The organism is Streptomyces sp. NPDC020597, assembly GCF_044335095.1.
GTDB lineage: Bacteria > Actinomycetota > Actinomycetes > Streptomycetales > Streptomycetaceae > Streptomyces.
Genome location: NZ_JBIRUL010000013.1, coordinates 196,211 through 216,714 on the forward strand (window position 1 = coordinate 196,211; position 20,504 = coordinate 216,714).

General features: G+C 71.9%; 18 protein-coding genes and 1 pseudogene. 10 read left to right on the forward strand and 9 right to left on the reverse strand.

Annotation, left to right across the window (positions count from 1 at the left end; all coding sequences use genetic code 11):
• Positions 1-151 precede the first annotated feature (151 nt).
• The 5 genes from ACH4ZA_RS23500 to ACH4ZA_RS23520 are packed head-to-tail and all read left to right on the forward strand — an operon-like array spanning position 152 to position 6,024.
• Entirely contained in the window at positions 152-1,141 is a 990-nt protein-coding gene (locus tag ACH4ZA_RS23500) for a TauD/TfdA family dioxygenase (RefSeq protein ID WP_398431423.1), read from the forward strand.
• A gap of 35 nt (positions 1,142-1,176) precedes the next feature.
• Entirely contained in the window at positions 1,177-2,208 is a 1,032-nt protein-coding gene (locus tag ACH4ZA_RS23505; RefSeq protein WP_398431424.1) for an ornithine cyclodeaminase family protein, read from the forward strand.
• On the forward strand, positions 2,205-3,557 hold the full coding sequence (locus tag ACH4ZA_RS23510) for a Y4yA family PLP-dependent enzyme (RefSeq protein WP_398431425.1): 1,353 nt from the start codon (positions 2,205-2,207) through the stop codon (positions 3,555-3,557). The genes ACH4ZA_RS23505 and ACH4ZA_RS23510 overlap by 4 nt, the downstream gene beginning before the upstream one ends.
• A 29-nt stretch (positions 3,558-3,586) precedes the next feature.
• A complete protein-coding gene (locus ACH4ZA_RS23515) occupies positions 3,587-4,615 on the forward strand; it encodes a cysteine synthase family protein (protein ID WP_398431426.1) in 1,029 nt (342 codons plus the stop codon).
• 5 nt (positions 4,616-4,620) lie between these two features.
• Positions 4,621-6,024: an MATE family efflux transporter gene (locus ACH4ZA_RS23520; RefSeq protein WP_398431427.1), complete on the forward strand. Its 1,404-nt coding sequence runs from the start codon at positions 4,621-4,623 to the stop codon at positions 6,022-6,024.
• 96 nt (positions 6,025-6,120) lie between these two features.
• Here the strand turns inward: ACH4ZA_RS23520 and ACH4ZA_RS23525 are convergent, their stop codons facing one another.
• On the reverse strand, positions 6,121-6,531 hold the full coding sequence (locus ACH4ZA_RS23525) for a hypothetical protein (RefSeq protein ID WP_398431428.1): 411 nt from the start codon (positions 6,529-6,531) through the stop codon (positions 6,121-6,123).
• A gap of 59 nt (positions 6,532-6,590) precedes the next feature.
• Positions 6,591-8,108, reverse strand: a complete 1,518-nt coding sequence (locus tag ACH4ZA_RS23530) for a carboxylesterase/lipase family protein (protein WP_398431429.1) — start codon at positions 8,106-8,108, stop codon at positions 6,591-6,593.
• 50 nt (positions 8,109-8,158) lie between these two features.
• Here ACH4ZA_RS23530 and ACH4ZA_RS23535 point away from each other — a divergent pair, with 50 nt between their 5' ends.
• Positions 8,159-8,407 carry a hypothetical protein gene (locus tag ACH4ZA_RS23535; RefSeq protein ID WP_398431430.1) on the forward strand — a complete coding sequence of 83 codons (249 nt, stop codon included), beginning with the start codon at positions 8,159-8,161 and terminating at the stop codon, positions 8,405-8,407.
• A gap of 581 nt (positions 8,408-8,988) precedes the next feature.
• On the opposite strand, the gene ACH4ZA_RS23540 is transcribed toward ACH4ZA_RS23535, so the two are convergent.
• The gene (locus ACH4ZA_RS23540) at positions 8,989-9,408 is read right to left on the reverse strand and encodes an ester cyclase (RefSeq protein WP_398431431.1); all 420 of its coding nucleotides are present in this window, start codon (positions 9,406-9,408) and stop codon (positions 8,989-8,991) included.
• A 91-nt stretch (positions 9,409-9,499) separates the two neighbouring features.
• Between ACH4ZA_RS23540 and ACH4ZA_RS23545 the strand changes: the two genes are divergently transcribed.
• The gene (locus ACH4ZA_RS23545; RefSeq protein ID WP_398431433.1) at positions 9,500-10,060 is read left to right on the forward strand and encodes a PadR family transcriptional regulator; all 561 of its coding nucleotides are present in this window, start codon (positions 9,500-9,502) and stop codon (positions 10,058-10,060) included.
• A gap of 20 nt (positions 10,061-10,080) precedes the next feature.
• Complete coding sequence (locus ACH4ZA_RS23550; protein ID WP_398431434.1) at positions 10,081-11,061, forward strand: NADPH:quinone reductase; 981 nt, start codon at positions 10,081-10,083, stop codon at positions 11,059-11,061.
• Between the two features lie 61 nt (positions 11,062-11,122).
• Here ACH4ZA_RS23550 and ACH4ZA_RS23555 read toward each other — a convergent pair whose 3' ends face one another.
• The 3 genes from ACH4ZA_RS23555 to ACH4ZA_RS23565 form a co-directional block, all read right to left on the reverse strand.
• On the reverse strand, positions 11,123-11,527 hold the full coding sequence (locus ACH4ZA_RS23555) for a type II toxin-antitoxin system PemK/MazF family toxin (protein WP_398431435.1): 405 nt from the start codon (positions 11,525-11,527) through the stop codon (positions 11,123-11,125).
• 286 nt (positions 11,528-11,813) lie between these two features.
• On the reverse strand, positions 11,814-12,992 hold the full coding sequence (locus ACH4ZA_RS23560) for an acyl-CoA dehydrogenase family protein (RefSeq protein WP_398431436.1): 1,179 nt from the start codon (positions 12,990-12,992) through the stop codon (positions 11,814-11,816).
• Between the two features lie 120 nt (positions 12,993-13,112).
• Positions 13,113-13,487, reverse strand: coding sequence for a ferredoxin (locus tag ACH4ZA_RS23565; protein WP_398431437.1), 375 nt, complete (start codon positions 13,485-13,487; stop codon positions 13,113-13,115).
• Between the two features lie 188 nt (positions 13,488-13,675).
• Here ACH4ZA_RS23565 and ACH4ZA_RS23570 point away from each other — a divergent pair, with 188 nt between their 5' ends.
• On the forward strand, positions 13,676-14,041 hold the full coding sequence (locus ACH4ZA_RS23570) for a DUF6479 family protein (protein ID WP_398431438.1): 366 nt from the start codon (positions 13,676-13,678) through the stop codon (positions 14,039-14,041).
• A gap of 71 nt (positions 14,042-14,112) precedes the next feature.
• Here the strand turns inward: ACH4ZA_RS23570 and ACH4ZA_RS23575 are convergent, their stop codons facing one another.
• Positions 14,113-16,500 (reverse strand): ATP-binding cassette domain-containing protein, encoded by a 2,388-nt coding sequence (locus ACH4ZA_RS23575; RefSeq protein WP_398431439.1) that lies wholly within the window; start codon positions 16,498-16,500, stop codon positions 14,113-14,115.
• A 264-nt stretch (positions 16,501-16,764) separates the two neighbouring features.
• On the opposite strand from ACH4ZA_RS23575, the gene ACH4ZA_RS23580 reads away from it, so the two are divergent.
• Entirely contained in the window at positions 16,765-18,798 is a 2,034-nt protein-coding gene (locus ACH4ZA_RS23580; RefSeq protein ID WP_398431440.1) for a PAS domain S-box protein, read from the forward strand.
• Here the strand turns inward: ACH4ZA_RS23580 and ACH4ZA_RS23585 are convergent.
• The gene (locus ACH4ZA_RS23585) at positions 18,782-19,759 is read right to left on the reverse strand and encodes a RimK family alpha-L-glutamate ligase (protein ID WP_398431441.1); all 978 of its coding nucleotides are present in this window, start codon (positions 19,757-19,759) and stop codon (positions 18,782-18,784) included. The genes ACH4ZA_RS23580 and ACH4ZA_RS23585 overlap by 17 nt on opposite strands.
• Before the next feature lie 379 nt (positions 19,760-20,138).
• Positions 20,139-20,504: pseudogene (locus ACH4ZA_RS23590) on the reverse strand (phosphoketolase); the annotation flags it as partial.

Genomic DNA, 20,504 nt, shown 5'->3' on the forward strand with positions numbered 1-20,504 from the left:
GCCGCCGGCCCGACGGGGGCATGAGTTTCCAGTAAGGATTGCCTTACCTAATCTCGGCTGATAGTTTCCTGCCGCCGAGGCACAGCACCTGCACAGGAAAGCGTTTTCGCCGCAGCGCACCTCACCCGCACCCGGAACGGATGACTCAGCCATGCCCACGGGAGCCGCACCCATCCGGCAGCTCGACGCCCACGCCGTCGACGAGCTGGCCGGCACAGCCCAGAAGATCCTCGCCGACTTCGGCAGCTCGGCCGCGCGGCCCGAACTGCTCCGCCGAGTCGCCGCGTCCGCCGCCCGGCTCGGCGACGCCATCCGCCGCCACTGCCGCCCGGTCGACGCCGACGACGGTCTGTTCGTCCTGCGTGGCCTGCCGATCGACGACGGCGGAATCGGCCCGACCCCCGCCGGCTGGGCCACCGCGGGCGACTGCGCGGCCGAGTGGGACGTGATCCTGCTCCTGCTCGCCACCGCCATGGGTCACCCGATCGCCTGGGAGGGCCAGCAGGAGGGCCGGTTCGTGCACAACATCGTGCCCTCGCCCGGCCACGAGATCGAGCAGACCGGCGCGAGCAGCACCGTGCTGCTCAGCCCGCACACCGAGGACGCCTTCCACCCCGGCCGAGCCCACCTGCTGCTGCTCGCCTGCATGCGCAACCACGACGCCGTCGCCACCACCGCCGCCGGCATCCGCAAGGTCCGGCTCGGCGCGGACGACGTCGCGCTGCTGTCCCGGCCGGTGCTGCCCATCCTCCCCGACGACGCCTACGCCGAGGCGCAGTCGTTCGCGGGAGAGCCGCCGAAGGTCCCCGTCCTGTGGCAGACCGCCGACGGACCGACCCTGCGCTACGACCCCGCCTACACCCCGCTCGACGAGGCGCCCGCCGACTACCGCGCCGCCTACGGCCGGCTGACCGCCGAGCTGGAACGGGTGTCGGTCGCCGTCGCCCTGGAGCCCGGTGACGTCCTGGTCGTCGACAACGACCAGACCGTGCACGGCCGGGTGCCGTTCAAGGCCCGCTACGACGGCACCGACCGCTGGCTCAAGCGCGCCTCGGTTCGCGTGCCCGGCCGCCGCAGCCGTCCGCTGGCCGAGGCGGACGAACACGGCTACGGCCAGGCCGCCCTCGTGGCCCATCTCTGATCCCCGTCATCCCCCCTCGTACGAAGGGACCAGCCGTGACCGGCACCCCCGCACCCACGGACGACACCCCGTCCGGCATATCCGCGGACGGCAAGAGCCTGCGCATCCTCAGCACCAGCGACATCGCGGGCCTGGACATCTCCCTCGCCGACGTCGTCGGCGTGGTCGAGCAGGCGTACCGCACCCTGGCCGACGGCAAGTCGGCCAACCCGCGCAAACTCACCGTGAAGCCCGAGGACGGCCACTCCGTCTCGTACGCCATGCTGGGCCGCGACGGCGTCCGCGAGGTCGTCGCCGTCAAGACGTCGTACAAGCACGGCCTGGACAAGTCGCGCGACGAGCAGCACTACTACACGACCCTCACCCTCTACGACGACGTCACCGGACTGCCGGTCGCGATGATGGACTGCGGCCGAATCGGCTCGCTGCGCACGCCGGCCGTGTCCGCTCTCCTCGCCCGTCGGCTGGCGGCACCCGGAAGCCGCAGCGCGCTGGTCATCGGCACCGGGACCCAGGGCCGGCTGGCCCTGCCGTTCCTGCTCACCACCCTGCCGGACCTGGACCGGCTCATGGTCTACGGCACCCATCCCGACGGTCTCGCCGCGGTCCGCGCACAACTGCACCACCACTTCCCCGGCAGGGAGGTGGAGGTCGTCCAGGACGCCCGGGCAGCCGCGGCCGAGGCCGACGTGGTGGTCGCCACCGCCGGACAGCACACGCCCGCCTCGGTGGAGGCGGACGACCTGAAGCCCGGCGCCCTGTCGATCCTCGTCGGCCACGGCATCGCCCCCTCCACGCTCCACCGGGCGGACCGGGTCATCGCCACCAGCGAGGCGCAGATGAAGGTCACCGGCACCGACATGGCCGACGCCGACGGCGACTTCCCGCCCGTGGACGCGGAGTTCCCCGACGTCGTGGCGGGCCGGGCGCAGGGCCGGCGCTCGGCCGAGGAGCGGATCTTCGCCTACAACAGCGGCCTGGTCGTCACCGACATCGCCCTCGGGCACCGGTTCGCGCAGCTGGCCGTCGAACAGGGCCTGGGGACCCGGGTGTCGCTGTGGAAGTGACGCACACCGCCACGGCCGCCCCGCAGCTGCCCGCCCACCCGGACCCACAGCTCGATGCGATCCTGGGCAGCGGGCTGCCCCACGAATTGTCGTACGCGATCGGTGGCCCGTTCCACCTGCTCCTGCCCGACCGCTTCGACGCCAACGTGGCCGCCTTCCGGCAGGCCCTGCGCGAGGCCGGTGTCGAGGGCCGCGTGTACTACGCGAAGAAGGCCAACAAGGCCGCCGTCTGGCTGGAGCACGCCGCCCTGTCCGGCACCGGCGTGGACGTGGCCAGCCTCGGCGAGCTGCGGGACGCCCTCGGCCACGGTGTACGCGGCGAGCACGTCGTGGTCACCGGGCCGGCCAAGGCCGAGGACCTGCTGCGGGTGGCCGTCCTGCACGACGCCCTCGTCGCCGTGGACGCGCTCGACGAGCTGGAGCGCGTCCTGGCGCAGGCGCGGGCGGTCGCCCGCCCGGCGCGCGTGCTGCTGCGGCGGCTGCCGCCGGCCCAGCCGCACAGCCGCTTCGGACTGGACGACGGCGAACTGGAGGCGGCCCTCACCCGGTGCGCGCAGGCCGCGGATGCCGTCGTGATGGAGGGCTTCTCCTTCCACCTGTCCGGCTACGCCACCGAGCCGCGCGCCCGACTGGCCGGTGAACTGGTCGACTTGTGCCTCAAGGCGCGCGCTCTGGGGTTGCGGGCGGACCGGATCAGCATCGGCGGCGGGTTCGCCGTCGACTACGCCGACGCCGGGCACTGGGAACGCTTCCTGGCCGAGCAGCGGCCCGAGCACTACCACGCGGGGAAGTCCTTCGACCCGGCGGACTTCTACCCGTACCACTCGCCCGTGGCGGGCGCGGACGCCCTGCGGGCCGTCCTCGGGGCGCACGGTCTGGCCGAGCGGCTGCGCGAGGCCGGGGTGAAGCTCCTGCTGGAGCCCGGACGGGCGTTGTTGGACCGGGCCGGGTGCACGGTGTTCCGCGTGCAGGGCGTGAAGGACCGCAACGGCTACGGCATCGTCACCGTGGACGGCACCAGCCTCAGCCTGTCCGAGCAGTGGTTCGACAGCGAGTACCTGCCGGATCCGGTGCTGCTGCCCGCGCCCTCTCGTCCGGCGGGGGACGAGCCGTACGCGGCCTGCGTCGGCGGCGCCACCTGCCTGGAGTCCGACATGGTCACCTGGCGCAAGGTGCGCCTCCCCGGCCGCCCGGCCATCGGCGACCTGCTCGTCTACCCCAACACCGCCGGCTACCAGATGGACTCCAACGAGTCCCCCTTCCACGAACTTCCGCTCCCCCCGAAGGTCGTCCTCGACAACGCCGGCGGCACGACCCGCTGGCGGTTCGACCGCCATCCACTCGCCTGACTCTCCTCCCCGAAACCTGGAGCCATCCGATGGACAAGGCGCTTTCGCGTCCCGCCGTGGTCAAGCGGGTCTCCGACCTGATCGGCCACACCCCGCTCTTCGAGCTGTGCCGTACCGCCACCGGCAGCCGACTGCTGCTCAAGCTCGAGCAGTTCAACCCCACCGGCACCGCGAAGATCCGCATGGCCCGGCAGATGGTCCTCGACGCCGAGGACCGCGGCCTGCTGCGCCCCGGCGGCCGGATCGTCGAGTCCACCTCCGGCAACACCGGCCTGGGTCTCGCCGTCATCGCGGCCGAGCGCGGCTACACCTTCACCGCGGTCGTCGATCATCACGCCGCCGCCGACAAACTGCGCGGCATGAAGGCCCTGGGCGCCGAACTCGTCTACATCGCCGAGGAGGGCGACGAGGAGCTGGCCACGGCCGCCCGCGAGGAGTTCGCCGAGAAGCTGGCCGCCGAGAGCGACAACGCCTACTTCACCGAACAGCACAACAACCCGGCCAACGGCGACGGTTACCGGGCTGTGGCGCACGAACTGCACGCCGCCCTGGAAGGCCGCGTCGACATACTGATCGGCGCCGTGGGGACCGGCGGCGGACTCTTCGGAACCGGCGGCGAACTGCGCAGGACCGTGCCCGGGGTGCGGATCGTCGGGGTCGAGCCCAAGGGGTCGATCGCCTTCGGCCCGCCCGCCCACGACTACTACCAGTCCGGCACCGGCACCCCCGAGGGCGCCACCATCGGCGCCATGGTCGACTACGACCTGCTGGACCGGGGTGCCAAGGTCGGCGACGTCGAGGCGTTCGCCGCGGCACGAGTCCTGGCCCGCCGTCTGGGCCTCCTCGTCGGCGGCTCCGCGGGCGGTGTCGTCTACGAGGCGCTGACCCTGATGTCCTCCCTGGCACCGGGCACGACTATGGTCGCGCTGGTCAACGACGGAGGCGAGAAGTACATGGACACCGTCTTCAACGACGACTGGATGAACGAGCACGACCTCATGGACCCGGCCGTCGAGCGCGAGATCGACGAGCTGCTGACCGCACTCCGCGAGAACTGACACCGATGCCGACACCGCTCACCACCCTGCTCCGCGACAGCCGCGCCCTGGCGACCCTGGCCGTCCCGCTCGCCCTGACCCAGCTCGCCCAGGTCGCGCTCACCACCACCGACACGGTGATGATGGGACTGATGGGCGCCGAAGCCCTGGCAGGCGGCGGCCTGGCGCTGGTCGTCTTCAACCAGCTGCGCACCATGGGCGTCGGCATGGTCACGGCGGTCGGCAACCAGGTCTCCGCCGCCTCCGCCCGGGCCGACGAGGACGACGAACTCACCGACGCGGCGACCGAGGAGGTCCGCGACGTCGTCCGCGCCGCTCTCGCACTGGCCACACTGTCCGGCATCCTCGGCGCGGTCGTCATCCTGATCCTGGGGCAGGCCGTCGCCTTCCTCGGTCAGGACCCCGAGGTCGTCGACACGGCCTGGCCGGTCCTGGTCACGCTCGCACCGGGCCTCGTCCCCTGCCTGTGGTTCCAGACGATCCGTCAGTTCACGGTCGGCATGCGCCGGCCCCAGGCCCTGCTCCGGATCACCATCGCCTCGGTCGCCGTCAACACGGCCCTCAACTGGAGCCTGATCCACGGCACCTGGATCCTGCCGGAACTGGGCCTGCCCGGCATCGGCGTCTCCACCTCGCTCGTGTATGCCCTGACCTGCCTGGCCCTGTACGTCTCCGCGCGCCGCGACCCCCGGCTCGCCCCGCTGCTGGACATCCGCATCTGGCAGGCCGGCCCGGCCACCCTGCGCAGGCTCACCGGTCTCGGCCTGCCCATCGCCGCCACCTACGGCTCCGAGGCCGGGTTCTTCTCCGTCGTCGCCCTGCTGATCGGCACCTTCGGCAGCGCCGCCCTGGCCGCCCACACCGCCGTCAACCAACTGATCTACATCGTCTTCCAGATAGCCGTCGGCCTGTCCCACGCAGCGTCCCTCAACGTCAGCCGCGAACTCGCCCTGGACCGGATCGCCGCGGCCCGCCGTATCAAGAACACGGCACTGGCCTGCGCGGCAGCCGTGATGGCGGTGGTCGGCGTCGTCTACCTCACCGTCCCCGGCCTGGTCCTGCGCCCCTTCCTCGACCCGTCGGGCCACGACGGGGCGAGCGCGACGGACATCGCCACGAACCTTCTGCTGGTCGCGGCCGTCCTGCAGTTCTTCGACTGCGCCCAGAACATCGGCGTCGGGCTGCTGCGCGGACTCGACGACACCAAAAGCGGCTTCCGCATCACCCTCGTCGGCTACTGGCTGATCGGCCTGCCCGCCGCCTGGCTCCTCGGCCACCTCGCCGACCTGGAGACCCTCGGCGTCTGGCTCGGCCTCCTCACCGGCCTCGCCGCCACCGCCCTGCTCCTGCTGCGCCGCTACAACCGGTCCCTGACCCATCGCACGGCCGAACAGCCGGCCGTCGCCTGACCCCTCTCCGACTGCGGCGGGCGGCGGGCAGCCATGTCCTGCGGATCCACGGCACCCCACCGGCCGCTCCGGGCGGGCCCTCCCTCCTCCGGGGCCTCAACCGCGGCGCCACCGCTCGATGCGCTCCGCCCAGGCCCGATCGTCCGTGGTCTCCAGGAAGCCGCGGTGGTCGACGAGCAGGTACACCTCGCCGGCCGATGCGTGGGCGGTGTTGAGGATGAGGGGTCGGCCCGCGTTCAGCAGGCCTCCGAGGAAGCGGCCGTAGACGTGGGTGAAGCGGGTCGCCACCGCGGTGACGTCCGCGCGGGTGAGGGTGAGATCGCCGGTGTCGGACCAGCCGGTGAGCACGAGCAGGCCGGGGTGCAGGATGATCCGGCCGCGGCGCTGGAAGAGGGTCTTCTGGCTGATGCCGGCGGTGATCTTCGCCGCTGCTCGCTTCTCGCTCAACTCGTGGGCGGTGGCGCCGATGTAGTCCGCCTCGGCGAGCGGAGTGCCGAGCTCGTTCATGGGGATCCTCCGGAGGGGTTCGTTCGTACGGTCCGCGGGAGAGGTGCGGAAGACGGGCGTCAGGAGTCGTGCGACCAGAAGGCACAGCGGTGTTCGGCCGCCGCGTCCACACCGGAGAGCGTGTTCCGCGCCAGCCGCCGGGTGTACGGGAAGGGCGGCCAGTCGTCGCCCGGCGTGCCGGTCCTGGCGAACGCCGTCCACGCGGCGATCATGCGCCGGGAGAGGGCGGACTGCCCGTCGTCGAGGCGCAGGTCGCCCATGCCGAACAGGTAGGGCAGCTCCGCGCTGTGGTAGGCGCCCAGCGGGAAGTCGGGGTGCAGGTCGGGTGCGGGTGGGCGGCGGTCGGCGAACTCGTAGCTGTAGACCGGAACATGCCTGGCCAGCAGCCGGTCGGCGGCCAGCGTGGGGCACACCCAGCCGCGGTCGGTGCCGACCCGGGCCCAGGCCAGTGCGGGCGTCGCGCCGGGCGGGTACGCGCGGGCGACGCGGGCCGCCTGCCGCCGGCCGTAGGTCTCGGTGAGCAGGCTGCGGTAGTCCGCCGCCGTGATCGGCCCGTCCAGCGTGAACAGGGCGGCGAACAGCCGGTGTTCGTCACGGGTGTTGCCCTGCAGGACGGGCACGCGAAGGAAGTTGCCGGCGGCGAGCTCGCGGGCCGGAGAGCGGGGCAGGACACTCGTCCCGTAGGCGGGCTGGTGGAAGCGCCCGTTGAGGGACAGCACGTCCCTGACGGGCTTGGCGCGCAGGCACTTCAGGGTGCGGCAGCCCAGAGCGCCGCGGCCCTTGGCGGTCAGCTCGTCCCGGTGGGCGAAATAGGCGGCGGCGGGATCGCCGGGCGCGAGCGTGTTCTTGGGCCAGTTCTGCAGGCAGGAGCCGCTTTGGACGACCGCGCGGTGGAAAAGTCCGGCGGCCGTGGGCGAGGTGAGCTGGGCGCACACGCTCGCGCCTCCGGATGACTCGCCCATGAGCGTGACGTTGCCGGGATCACCGCCGAACGCGGCGGCGTTGTCCCGTACCCAGCGCAGCGCCGCCTGCTGGTCCTGCAGGCCGAAAGCCCCGGAGTCGGGCAGGTCCGGATGGGCGAAGAAGCCCAGGGCGCCCAGGCGCGAGTTGACGGTCACCACCATGACGTCGCCCTGCCGGGCCATCCTGGTGGCGTCGTACTGGTCCCCGGAGCCCGAGCTGAAGGCCCCGCCGTGCAACCAGACCACGACCGGCCGCGGCACCGCGCGGTCCGAACCATCGGCGGGCGCGGTGACGTTGAGGTACAGGCAGTCCTCCGCGGAGTCCGGCGCCTCGGGCTGCGCGCAGGCCGGTCCGGGCTCGGCCGCCGTGCGTGTGCCGGTCCAGACGGGTGGCGCGGCCGGGGGTCGCCAGCGCAGCGGGCCGACCGGCGGCGCCGCGTAGGGGATGCCCCGATAGGTGGTGACGCCGTCGGCGGTCACCCCCTCCAGACGGCCCTGGCGCGTACGGGCGGTCTCCGACCGGGCCTCGGGGTGCTGTGCGTGGGCGGGCTGCGCGTGCGGATGCCGCCCGGCCGTCGCCGGCGAGGTCTGCGCCGCACCCGCTGTGCCGGTCACCGCCACGAGGAGGGCCGCGCCCAGTGCGGCGCCGGTAGTACCTCATCCGCATGCTGGCGAACCCCAAACTGCGCGCCCTCTACGTCGACGGTCTGCCCCGCCTCTACCGGCTCCTCGCCGATCTCGTCCGCACGGCCCAGGAAGCCGGCGACATCGCGCCGGACCGCGACCCCGAGGTGGAGGCGGAACTGCTCTTCGGCATCGCCGACTCACAGGGTCCGCCCGTCGTCCTGGGCCTGCGTACCCCCGAACAGGCCACCGCTGCCATCGACTACTACCTCGACCGTCTCTTCCGGTGACCGCCGACGGGTCATGGCCCCTGCCCTGCGAGCCCGGCAGCGGGGCGGGCGTGCCGGGCCGATGAGTCTGCCGGTCGCCTGGAGTCTTCCCTGTGACGATCCCGCCCCGTCGGGGGATCCGGAAACGCCGGCTCCAGCGTCATGGAGGACAGAGGGATGCCAGGATGCACCATCCGATTCGGCGTGGAGTGGCCGTCCGGCCATCCCGACGCCATCACCGCAGAGGACTTCGCCTGAGGCGTCCCGGCCTGACCGCGCTCGCGGCGGCGCGGGACGACCGGTCCGATGCCCGGGTGGCCGCCATCGGCGGTCATGAAGGCCCTGCCGACGGCGGCTGCGCCAGTAAGCTGCGGCCCTCAGGCCGCTGTGCAGCCTGTCCGTCTGTTCGAACGGGGTGAGGGCGGGACGTGGAGACATCGGTGGAGGGGGCCGTGGCGGAGGCGCTTCACGACGGGGGCGCCGAGGCGCTCCGCCTGTTACGTCACCGCCTGCGCCGAACGCATGGCGCCGCTGTTCGTGGCACCAGATCGAGTGTCACTCCGCGCACGTCAGAGGCACCGGCGCCGCGCCTGTGGCCTGCTTCACGGTGCCGGTACGGCACCGATCTGCTGCATGACTCCGAGGAGGTCGGGCTGGCCTCGTTCGCCGACGATCCGGCCGTCGGCCAGGTAGTAGAAGTTCATGGCCTGCACCGAGACCTTGTTGCCGCTTGCGGGGATGCCGAAGAACTCACCGTCGTGCGTGCCGCGCATGGTGAACCGTGCAGCCACCGTGTCGCCTTCCCCGATCAACTCCTCCAGGGTCCACTGCACGTCCGGGAATCCACTGCGCATCATGCCGATGACCTCCAGGTAGCCCTCGGGGCCTCGAAGCGGCTCCGGATGAATCGGTGCGTGGAACACCGCGTCGGCAGAGACGACCTGGCGGCCGAGATCCTCATCGGCAGTGTTGATGAACTCGACGAAGCGGTTCATCACCGACTTCACGGCTTCGAGCGGCACGTTTCTCTCCTCATGGCGGTGGCATTCCGACCCAAGGTAACATCGATTCGATGTGTACATCGTTTCGATGCGATTGGGGGACGCTGAGGGCATGCTCGAACTGGCGATACTGGGCTTCCTGGCCGGGGGTGCTCTGCCCGGGCACGAGCTGCGCCGGCGGGTTTCGCAGCTGACCGGGTACACGCGGCCGGTCAGCGACGGCAGTCTGTATCCGGCGATCAGCCGTCTCACCAAGGCGGGCCTGCTGGAGCGGCGCGCCGACCCGGGGGCGGGCCCAGCGCGGTACGTGGTGAGCCTGACCGGCGCCGGGCGCACCGAACTGCTGAAGCGGCTGCGCAGGCCGGCCGATCACGAGATCACCGACTTCACCCGCTTCTTCACCATCCTGGCCTTCCTCTCGCACCTGCCCGAGGTGTCCGAACAACACGCGGTGCTGCGCAGACGGCTTGAGTTCCTGGAGGAGCCGGCGAGCTTCTTCTACGACGGTGACAGGCCGCTGCGGGCCGAGGAGGTGGCCGACCCCTACCGGCGCGGCATGATGCTCACCGCCCGTGCCGTCAGCAGCGCCGAACGCGCCTGGCTGCACGCTGTTCTGGACGGTGACGAGCCGCCCAGGAGCACTCCCTTTCCGCTCGACGAACCCGCGAGCTGACCCGCCATGGAGGTACGTCCATGCTTGCATCCTGGTACGACGAACAGGGCCCTGCCGCCGATGTCCTGCACGTCGGCGAACTACCCGACCCCGCCGCCGGCCCCGGCGAGGTCCGCGTCCGCGTCACCGTTTCGGGCGTCAACCCCGGCGACACCAAGAAGCGGCGCGGCTGGCTCGGCTCCTCGATGCCGTACCCGCGGGTGATCCCGCACAGCGATGCCGCGGGAGTCATCGACGCGGTGGGCGACGGAGTCGACGCCCACCGCGTGGGGCAGCGGGTATGGGTGTACGGCGCCCAGTCCTACCGCCCCTTCGGCACCGCAGCCCAGTACACCGTCGTGCCTGCGGATCTGGCCGTCCCGCTGCCCGACCACCTCAGCGACGAACTCGGCGCCGCACTGGGCATCCCGGGGATCACCGCCCACCGCACCGTGTTCAGCGACGGCCCCGTCGACGGACAGCTCGTGCTCGTGCACGGGGTGCTCGGCGGCGTCGGCTTCCTGGCCGCGCAGCTCGCCCGGTGGGGCGGCGCGACGGTGATCGGGACCGTGCGCCATGGCAGCGACCTGAACCGCCTCGACCCCGCCGTGGTCTCCCACGCCGTGGCGCTCGATGGGGACGACCCCGCCGCCGCGATCCGCGCGCACGCTCCCGACGGCGTGCACCGGATCGTCGAGGTGGCTCTGTCCGACAATGCGGACCTGGACAACGCCGTCGCCGCCAACGGCGCGGTGATCGCCGCCTACGCCACCCGGGACGACCGGCCCCGACTTCCCTTCTGGCCCATGCTGTTCAACAACGTCACGCTGCGCATGCTCGGCAGCGACGACTTCACCGAAACGGCGAAACGGCAGGCGGCCCGCGACCTCACCGCCGCAGCCGCGGTCGGCGTGCTCACCGTCGCCATCGGCGACGTGTACCCGCTGGAGGAGATCGCCCAGGCCCAAGACCGTGTCGACGCCGGCGGCCGAGGTCGCGTCCTGGTGACCGTTCCCGACTGAACTGTGCCGGCACGAGGCCTGATCGCTCGGGCGCGGGGGTGGGGTGCCGTCCCTTCTCCGTCTACCCGAGCTCACCTCGACGGAGGGCGTCCCTCATTGCGCTGAGCTTCGCGGTAGTCGCCGGGGTCCATTCCTTCTTCTGTCCGGCGAGACGGAGGGCGTCCTCGATCTCGCCGAGCTTCGCGGAGGACAGGACGCCCGCCCGCTCGATCAGGTCGTCCCGGGACACCGTGGTCAGCCACGTGCAAGGGGTGGAGCCCGGATACGGGAAACCGAACCGCAGCACGCCTTCGACGGGCAGTCCTTCCGCGGCACCCACTGCCACCTCGATGCCCAGGCCGCTGATGTCGACGCCCGCCGGGGCGACGACCTGCATCACCCGGATCCCGGACGCGTCGTCTCCCGAGAGCAGCACGACCGGCCGCCGTTCGTCGAACTCGACCCACCAGACGTCGCCGCGTTGCACATGTCCTCCTGACACGGGACGGCAGGCGGACCGACCCTGACGCGCTGTGGAGACGGGTGCGGCCACCGTTGATCATCGGTGTGTGAGGACTGAGGATCATGCGGTGGCCACCGGTCACAGCGTAGACCGTGCCCGCCGGCAGGAGGAGTCAGGGGGCCTGATGAGCCGGATCGCGGGACGGTTCGCTCGGGTCGAACCCCGGTGGCGGGCACGGCGGTTGGCGCTCGCACTGCTGTCGGACCCGCCGCGCGAGACCTGCTGGTGAAGCCGAATTGTCCCACCCGCCCTAGCGCCGCACCCGGGGCATCCCCAGGCCGATCCACGAGATGATCTCGCGCTGGATCTCGTTGTTGCCGCCGCCGAAGGTGAAGATCACGGCCGAGCGGTAGCCGCGTTCCAGTTCGCCGTGGAGCACCGCGCCCGCGGAGCCCTCCTGGAGCGTTCCGGGCACGGCGACGACCTCCATGAGCCAGGCGTAGGCGTCGCGGCGGGCCTCGGAGCCGTAGACCTTCACGGCGGAGGCGTCCTGCGGGGTGAGGGTGCCGTTCTGCAGGGCTGTGACCATCTGCCAGTTGAGGAGCTTGAGGGCGTCGAGCTTCACATGGGTCTGGGCCAGCCGGCGGCGCACCCAGGCCAGGTCGATGACACGGCGGCCGTCGACGAGCTTGGTCTCGGCCGCCCAGCGCTGCACGTCGTGCAGGGCGCGGATGGCCATGGTGCCGTGCGCGGCGAGGGTGACGCGCTCGTGGTTGAGCTGGTTGGTGATCAGGCGCCAGCCCTGGTTCTCCGCGCCGACGCGCCGGGAGACGGGGACGCGGATGTTCTCGTAGTAGCTGGCGGTGGTGTCGTGGGAGGCGAGTGTGCGGATGACGGTGCAGGAGTAGCCGGGGTCGGTGGTCGGCACGAGGAGCATGGAGATGCCCTTGTGCGGCGGGGCCTCGGGGTCGGTGCGCACGGCGAGCCACACCCAGTCGGCGGTGTCGCCGTTGGTCGTCCAGATCTTCTGCCCGTTGACGACGTAGGCGTCGCCGTCGCGTACCGCGCGGGTCTTGAGGGCTGCGAGGTCGGTGCCCGCGTCGGGTTCGCTGTAGCCGATGGCGAAGTCGATCTCCCCGGCGAGGATCTTCGGCAGGAAGTACGCCTTCTGCTCGTCGGTGCCGTACCGCATGATCGTCGGCCCGACGGTGTTCAGCGCCATCAGGGGCAGCGGTACGCCGGCCTGGGCGGCCTCGTCGAAGAACACGAACTGCTCGATCGGGGTCAGGCCGCGGCCGCCGTACTCCTGCGGCCAGCCGACGCCGAGCCAGCCGTCGGCGCCGAGGCGGCGGATGGTGGCGCGGTAGAAGGCCTTCGCGCCGACCGGGTCGGAGTGCCGGGCGTAGGCGTTGTCCGGCACCAACTCGGCGAAGTAGGCGCGCAGTTCCGTGCGCAGCCGCAGTTGCTCGGGCGTGTGGTCGAGGTGCACGGCGCCTCCTGGCTCCCAAGGCCGGTGTCCTGACGGCGCACACCGTAGAACGTGTTGCAGAAATTGGGAATGCACAGGGGCGGCGCAAAGCCACGGAGCTCCGGCGGCGGCGCGGCCGGCTCAGTTCAGCGTCGCGATGAACTCCGTGCAGGCCTGCGCGCACGCCCGGCAGGCCGCCGCACCCTCCTCGGCGCCGGGGTGCCCGTCGAAGGCGTGCGCGCACTCCAGGCAGACGGTGCGGCACCACTCCAACTGGGCGCGGATGCCGTCCTCGTCCATCCGGTTCTCCTCGGACAGCACGCGGCAGGTCGCGTCGCAGACCTCCGCGCACATGATGCCCTTGCGGCGCACCAGCGCCTGCCGGTCGGTTCCGTCCGGGTCCACGAGGCTCGCACGCAACGCACACGCCTGCGCACACTCGGCGCACGCCTGGGCGCAGGCGAAGCGGTCCTCCAGGAACCGGAAGAGCTCCTGCTGGGATGTCGTCGAAGTCACGTCTGAGCGGGTAGCCGGTGCGCGCCGGGCCAAACCGTCCGCCGGCCATGCGGACGGCGGGGATCGGAGCGCGCCGGGCACGCGGAGCACCAGGAAAGGAGCGCGAGGGGCACAGGGGGCGCGAGGGCAACCGCGAACCGGAAGCGGAAAGTTCGGTTTGCTGTCTGTTTCAGGGGTATTTTCCTGATATGACTACCGCAAGCCAGCAGCTGGCCGCCACGAGCGGCCTGCTCAGCCTCGGGTTGTTCATGGTCCCGGTGCTCCTCGTGATCGTTCTCGGCGGGAGCTTCTGGCTGGGCGCGCGCATCAAGTCGCGCGAGTCGGATCGGCCGCGCCCCGACGAACAGCCGCACCTTCCGCCCGGCGGGGCGGTGCGCGAGATCCGCGAGTACCGGGAGCCCGAGGAGGTCCCGCGGACGCCGGACGGCGGGCGCCCCCTGACCCCCTACGAGCTGACCAACATGCAGACCAGAGCCAGCTCGGACCAGAAACGGCCGCGCTGGAGCCGCGGCAGCAGCGGCTCGTTCGGCGGCGGAGGACTCGGCGCGCACTGACGTGGCGCGCCGCCCCCTCCCTCCAGGGGGCGGGGGCGGCGCCTTCGGGAGCGGCGGCGCCGCCCGGGGCGTCAGGCGCCGACGTAGTCCGCCAGGTGCTCGCCGGTGAGGGTGGAACGGGCGGCGACGAGGTCGGCGGGGGTGCCCTCGAAGACGATGCGGCCACCGTCGTGACCGGCTCCGGGGCCGAGGTCGATGATCCAGTCGGCGTGCGCCATCACCGCCGGGTGGTGCTCGACCACGACGACCGACTTCCCGGCGTCGACCAGCCGGTCGAGCAGGCCGAGCAGCTGCTCGACGTCGGCCAGGTGGAGACCGGTGGTCGGCTCGTCGAGGACGTAGACGCCGCCCTTGTCGGCCATGTGCGTGGCCAGCTTGAGCCGCTGCCGCTCACCGCCGGAGAGTGTGGTGAGGGGCTGGCCGAGGCTGACGTAGCCGAGACCGACGTCGGCGAGCCGCCGCAGGACGCGGTGCGCGGCCGGCGTGACCGCCTCGCCCGTGGCGAAGAACTCCTCGGCCTCGGTCACCGACATCGCCAGCACCTCACTGATGTCGCGGCCGCCGAGACGGTACTCCAGCACCGACGCCTGGAACCGCTTCCCCTCGCACTCCTCGCACGTCGTGGCGACGCCCGCCATCATCGCCAGGTCGGTGTAGACGACGCCTGCGCCGTTGCACGTGGGACAGGCCCCCTCGGAGTTGGCGCTGAACAACGCCGGCTTCACGCCATTCACCTTCGCGAACGCCTTGCGGATGGGGTCGAGCAGTCCGGTGTACGTGGCCGGGTTGCTGCGCCGGGAGCCGCGGATCGCCCCCTGGTCGACCGCCACCACCCCCTCCCCGGGCGGGATCGACCCGTGCACGAGTGAGCTCTTGCCGGAGCCGGCCACACCGGTGACCACGACCAGCACCCCGAGCGGGATGTCGACGTCGACGTCCTGGAGGTTGTGCGCCGACGCGCCCCGGACCTCCAGCGCGCCGGTGGGCTTGCGCACCGTCTCCTTGACCGCCGCCCGGTCGTCGAGGTGGCGGCCGGTGACGGTGCCGCCGGCCCGCAGCCCCTCCACGGTGCCCTCGAAGCAGACGCTGCCGCCCGCCGTGCCCGCGCCGGGGCCGAGGTCGACGACGTGGTCGGCGATGGCGATGGTCTGCGGCTTGTGCTCCACGACCAACACCGTGTTGCCCTTGTCGCGCAGGCGCAGCAGCAGGTTGTTCATCCGGCTGATGTCATGCGGGTGCAGACCGGTCGTGGGCTCGTCGAAGACGTAGGTGACGTCGGTCAGCGAGGAACCGAGATGGCGGATCATCTTGACGCGCTGCGCCTCACCGCCCGAGAGCGTGCCCGAGGGCCGTTCGAGCGAGAGATAGCCGAGGCCGATCTCCGCGAAGGAGTCCAGCGTGTGCTGCAGCGCGGTGAGCAGCGGGGCCACCGACGGCTCCTCGACGCCGCGGACCCACTCGGCCAGGTCGCTGATCTGCATCGCGCAGGCGTCGGCGATGCTCACCCCGCCGATCTTCGACGCCCGGGCTCCCTCGCTCAGCCGCGTGCCGTCGCACTCGGGGCAGACGGTGAACGTCATGGCCCGTTCCACGAACGCACGGATGTGCGGCTGCAACGCATCGATGTCCTTGGACAGCATCGACTTCTGGATCTTGGGGATCAGGCCCTCGTAGGTGAGGTTGATGCCGTCCACCTTGATCTTGGTCGGTTCCTTGTGGAGGAGGTCGTGCAGCTCCTTCTTCGTGAACCTGCGGATCGGCTTGTCCGGGTCGAAGAAGCCGCAGCCGGAGAAGATGCGGCCGTACCAGCCCTCCATGCTGTAGCCGGGGACCGTCAGCGCGCCCTCGTTGAGGGACTTGGCGTCGTCGTAGAGCTGGGTCAGATCGATGTCGGAGACGGTGCCCCGGCCCTCGCAGCGGGTGCACATGCCGCCGGTGCGGGAGAAGGTCGCCTTGACCGCCTTCTTGTTGCCGCGCTCCACGGTGATCGCACCGCTCGCCCGTACCGACGCGGTGTTGAAGGAGTAGGCGCCGGGCGGGCCGATGTGCGGCTCGCCCAGTCTGCTGAAGAGGATGCGCAGCATCGCGTTGGCGTCGGTGGCGGTGCCCACGGTGGATCGCGGGTCGGACCCCAGCCGCTGCTGGTCCACGATGATGGCGGTCGTGAGCCCGTCGAGCACGTCGACCTCGGGGCGGGCCAGGTTCGGCATGAAGCCCTGCACGAAGGCGCTGTAGGTCTCGTTGATCAGCCGCTGCGACTCGGCGGCGATCGTGTCGAAGACGAGCGAGCTCTTGCCCGAGCCCGAGACGCCGGTGAACACCGTCAGCCGGCGCTTGGGAATCTCGATGCTCACGTCCTTGAGGTTGTTCTCGCGCGCGCCGTGCACCCTGATCAGGTCGTGGCTGTCCGCGACGTGGGACGCGGACGACCGCGCGTCCGTCCTCCTGGCCATGCTCATCGTCTCTCCCTCGACTCGCCGGGGATCACGTGCGTGCTCCCCCGTTGCCCGGCCGGTGCGATGCCCGGCCGGTCCGTCCTGCCGCCGGCCGTCGGCCGTCCGACGCCACGCTATCCACGGGCCGGGCTCAGCCGCTTCTCGAATACTGATGGGTCCGGTGGCGTTCAGGTTCGAACAGGGGACGGACAGTAAACGACAACCCGCCGCGAGGCCGGGCCGGAGGCGCTGAGATGGCCTGATTCGTCGTGCGGGATGAGGTGGAAGATGGCCGGCGTGATGCGGGCGGTACCGGCGCGGCGCGCGAAGGCGGGGGCGGGCGCTGCGCAACAAGGCGCGAAGCAGGACGCGAAGAGGGAGGGGAAGGGCGCACAGCAAGGCTTCCCAGAGGCGGCTGGGCAGAAAAAACGGTGCACCTGCCAGCCGGCGCAGGACGCCGTCGGCGGGGCGGAGGAGCGGTTCCGGGGCCTGCTCGAGGCGGCGCCGGACGCCATGGTCATCGTCGACGACACGGGCGCCATCCGGCTCGTCAACGCCCAGACCGAGGCCCTGTTCGGGCACGGCCGTGAGGAACTGCTCGGCCGCCCGGTCGAGTTGCTGATCCCGCACCGGTTCCACAGCCAGCACACCGCGCACCGGAGCGGGTACACGACCAACCGGCAGGTGCGCCCGATGGGCGCGGGTCTCGAACTGCACGGGCTCCGCAAGGACGGCACGGAGTTCCCCGTCGAGATCAGCCTGAGCCCGCTGGAGACGCCGGACGGCCTGCTGGTCTCCGCGGCCGTGCGCGACGTCAGCGACCGCAAGGCGGCCGAGGCGCGCATCAACGAACTCGCCGCCCTGGTGGAGTCCTCACAGGACGCGATTCTCGCCAAGACACTCAACGGGTACATCACCTACTGGAACGCGGCCGCTCAGCGCCTGTACGGGTACACCGCCGAGGAGGCCATCGGCCGCCACGTGTCCATGCTGGCCCCGCCGGAGCGGCGCGGGGAGGTCAGCGAGCTGCTCAAGCGGCTGCGGCACGCCGAGAAGGTCGAGCACTACGAGACGCTGCGGCTGACGGCCGCCGGGCAGCTGCTGGACGTCGACGTGACGCTGTGGCCGACCCGCGACACGAACGGCACGGTGGTCGGGGCCTGCGCGATCGTGCGCGACATCAGCGACCGCAAGCGCGCGGAGGCCGAGCTCACCGCACTGTACGAGCAGCAGCGGCACATCGCGCTGACGCTGCAGCGCAGTCTCATGGGGACGCCCCCCGCGCTGCCGGGGCTGGCCACCGCAAGCCGCTACCGGCCGGCGACCCAGGGCGCCGGCGTGGGCGGCGACTGGTTCGACCTGATTCCGCTGGGCGCCGACCGGGTCGGTGTGCTCATAGGCGACGTCATGGGCCGCGGACTGGAAGCGGCCGCGGTGATGGGCCAGTTGAGGTCGGCGGCGCACGCGCTGGCGAAGACCGGGATGCAGCCGCGGCAGCTGATGCGGGCGCTGGACACCTGTGTCGCCGACCTCGACGTGCCCGACCAGCTCGTCACCTGCTGCTATCTGGTGATCGCCCCGGACGCGGGCACGGTGACGGTCTGCTCGGCAGGGCATCTGCCCGTTCTGGTGGCCGGGACGGGCGAGGGGATCAGCGCCCTGCCCTGTCCGGTGAACGCCCCGCTCGGCGTGGGCGACGTGCTGTACGAGCAGTCCAGTTCGGAGATACCGCCGGGCGCGACGCTCGTGCTCTACACCGACGGCCTGATCGAGACGCCGGGCTGCGACATCGAGGTGCGCATCGGGGAACTGAGCGTGCTGCTGGACGACCTGTTCGTCGGCACACCCTGTCTGGAGGCCGCCGCGGACCATGTCCTCGCCGGTCTGCTGCTGGACGCCGACAGCCACAACGACGACGTGACCCTGCTGCTCGCGCAGCTCCCGGCCGCTCCGCTGGCCACCGTCACCACCCACCTCCCGGCCGTCCCGGCCTCGGTGCCGGAGGGGCGTGCATTTCTGCACAAGGCGCTGACCTCCTGGAACTGCGCGGACAACGCCGCCGACGCCCTCCTGCTGCTGTCGGAGACGCTGACCAACGCCGTCCAGCACGCCACGGGGCCGGTGGGTCTGCACCTGCACCGGACGGCGACCGACCTGACGGTGGAGGTGAGCGACGGCAGCGCGCAGCTTCCCCAGCCGCGTTCGGCGGTCGAGGACGAGGAGTCGGGCCGCGGTCTGCTCCTGGTCCGCGCCCTCGCCGCCAGCTGGGGCGTGCGGCCGACGGACGAGGGCAAGACGACGTGGTTCACGCTGAGGCTGTGAGCCCCCGGGGCGGGCCGCCGCAGCCCCAGTCGAGGGCGTCGAGGTGCGCCTGGACGTAGGGCACGGCCACCGCGTGCAGTTCGCGCTCCCCGTCGACGAAGGCCGGCTGGACGTTGACCTCGAAGACGACACCCCCGTGCTCCACGGCCAGGTCGACGCCGGCGAAGGGCAGCCCGACCGAGGCGGTGGCGGCGACGGCGAGCTCGGCCAGCCGGGGATCCAGGTCCGGCGGGGCGATGTGCACGGCGGTCGCGCCCTGGCAGGTGTTGCAGGGGGTGTCGGTCTCGGGCTGGAGGTGCTCACGGGCGTGCACGACGCGGTCGCCGAGGACGAAGACGCGGAACTGATGGCGTCTGCCGTCGACGGTCAGGTTGCCGGCGTCGCGGGAGAGCAGCCAGTCGGTGCCGCGCTCGGCGTAGTAGGCGGTGGCGTCCTCCAGCTGGGCGGAAGTGGTGACATGGAAGGTGTCGTTGCCGCCGGTGCCGACGACTGGCCTGGCCCAGGTGTCTCCGCCGAGCCGCTCGAACGCGTCGGCCGCCTCCTGCGCGGCGGGACGGGACAGCACGACGGTCTCCATCTGGGCGATGCCGTCCCGGCGGAAGCGTTCGACGGTCAGGTTCTTCTCGGTCGCCGTCCGCCAGGCGTCGGGACCGGCGGCCAGGGTGACCACGCCGTGTGCTTCGAGGAGTTCCTGGAATCCGGCGAGGGCCCGGCGGCGGTGCGGCGGGATCTCGTAGAGGAGGACGACGTCGGGTTCGACGTCGAGCCGCTCCTCGGGGACCCGCAGCCGTAACCGGTTCTGGTGGCGGGTCGCCCGCCCCGTTCCGCCGGTCGCGAAGTGTCGGGAGTCGACCCGGACGGGCGGCGCGCCGGTGAGCAGTGCCACGGCGTCGGCGAGGTACTCACGGCACCCCTCGGGAGAGGTGGGATCGGCGATCAGGGCGATGCACGGTCGGGACACAGCGGCCTCCAGGCCTCTCGGGCTCACGACGCGCGCTCGTACCGCGGACGGCCCTCGCACGGCCCGAGCGGTGTCACGGATGGTGCCTGTCGCGCGGGTGGTCGTGCACCCGTCGCCGCGGAAGCGGCGCCGGTGTGCGGGCCGTCGCCGGGGCCCGGACGGGCGCCGGGCCGGACGGCCGGTGACCAGGGATGTGGGGCGGGCCCCGGGGATCCGTGTGCGGGGCCGGCCGACCACTGTAGGCACCGGGCGCGGCAGCGTGCCAGGGCGCACGACGGCCCGGTGTCTGCCCCGTCCCCTGCGCCGTCCGCCCCGGCCCGTGCGCCCTGGCCGGACATCCTCGCCGGACATCCTGGCCGGCGGTGGCCGGGCCGTCGCCTCAGCCGTCCCACGTCCAGTCGGCGACCTCGGGAAGGTCGGTGCCGTGGGCGCGGATCCAGTCGTGGTGGCGCAGTCGCGCGTCCTCCATCCGCTGGCGTACCGCGGCGGCGCGCACGGCGAGGCCGGGGACGCGGTCGACGACGTCCATGACGAGGCGGTAGCGGTCGAGGTCGTTGCGGACGACCATGTCGAACGGCGTGGTCGTGGTGCCGATCTCCTTGTAGCCGCGGACGTGCAGGTTCCGGTGGCCGGCACGGCGGTAGGCGAGGCGGTGGATGAGCCAGGGGTAGCCGTGGTAGGCGAAGATCACCGGCTTGTCGGCGGTGAACAGCCCGTCGTACTCGAAGTCGCCCATCCCGTGCGG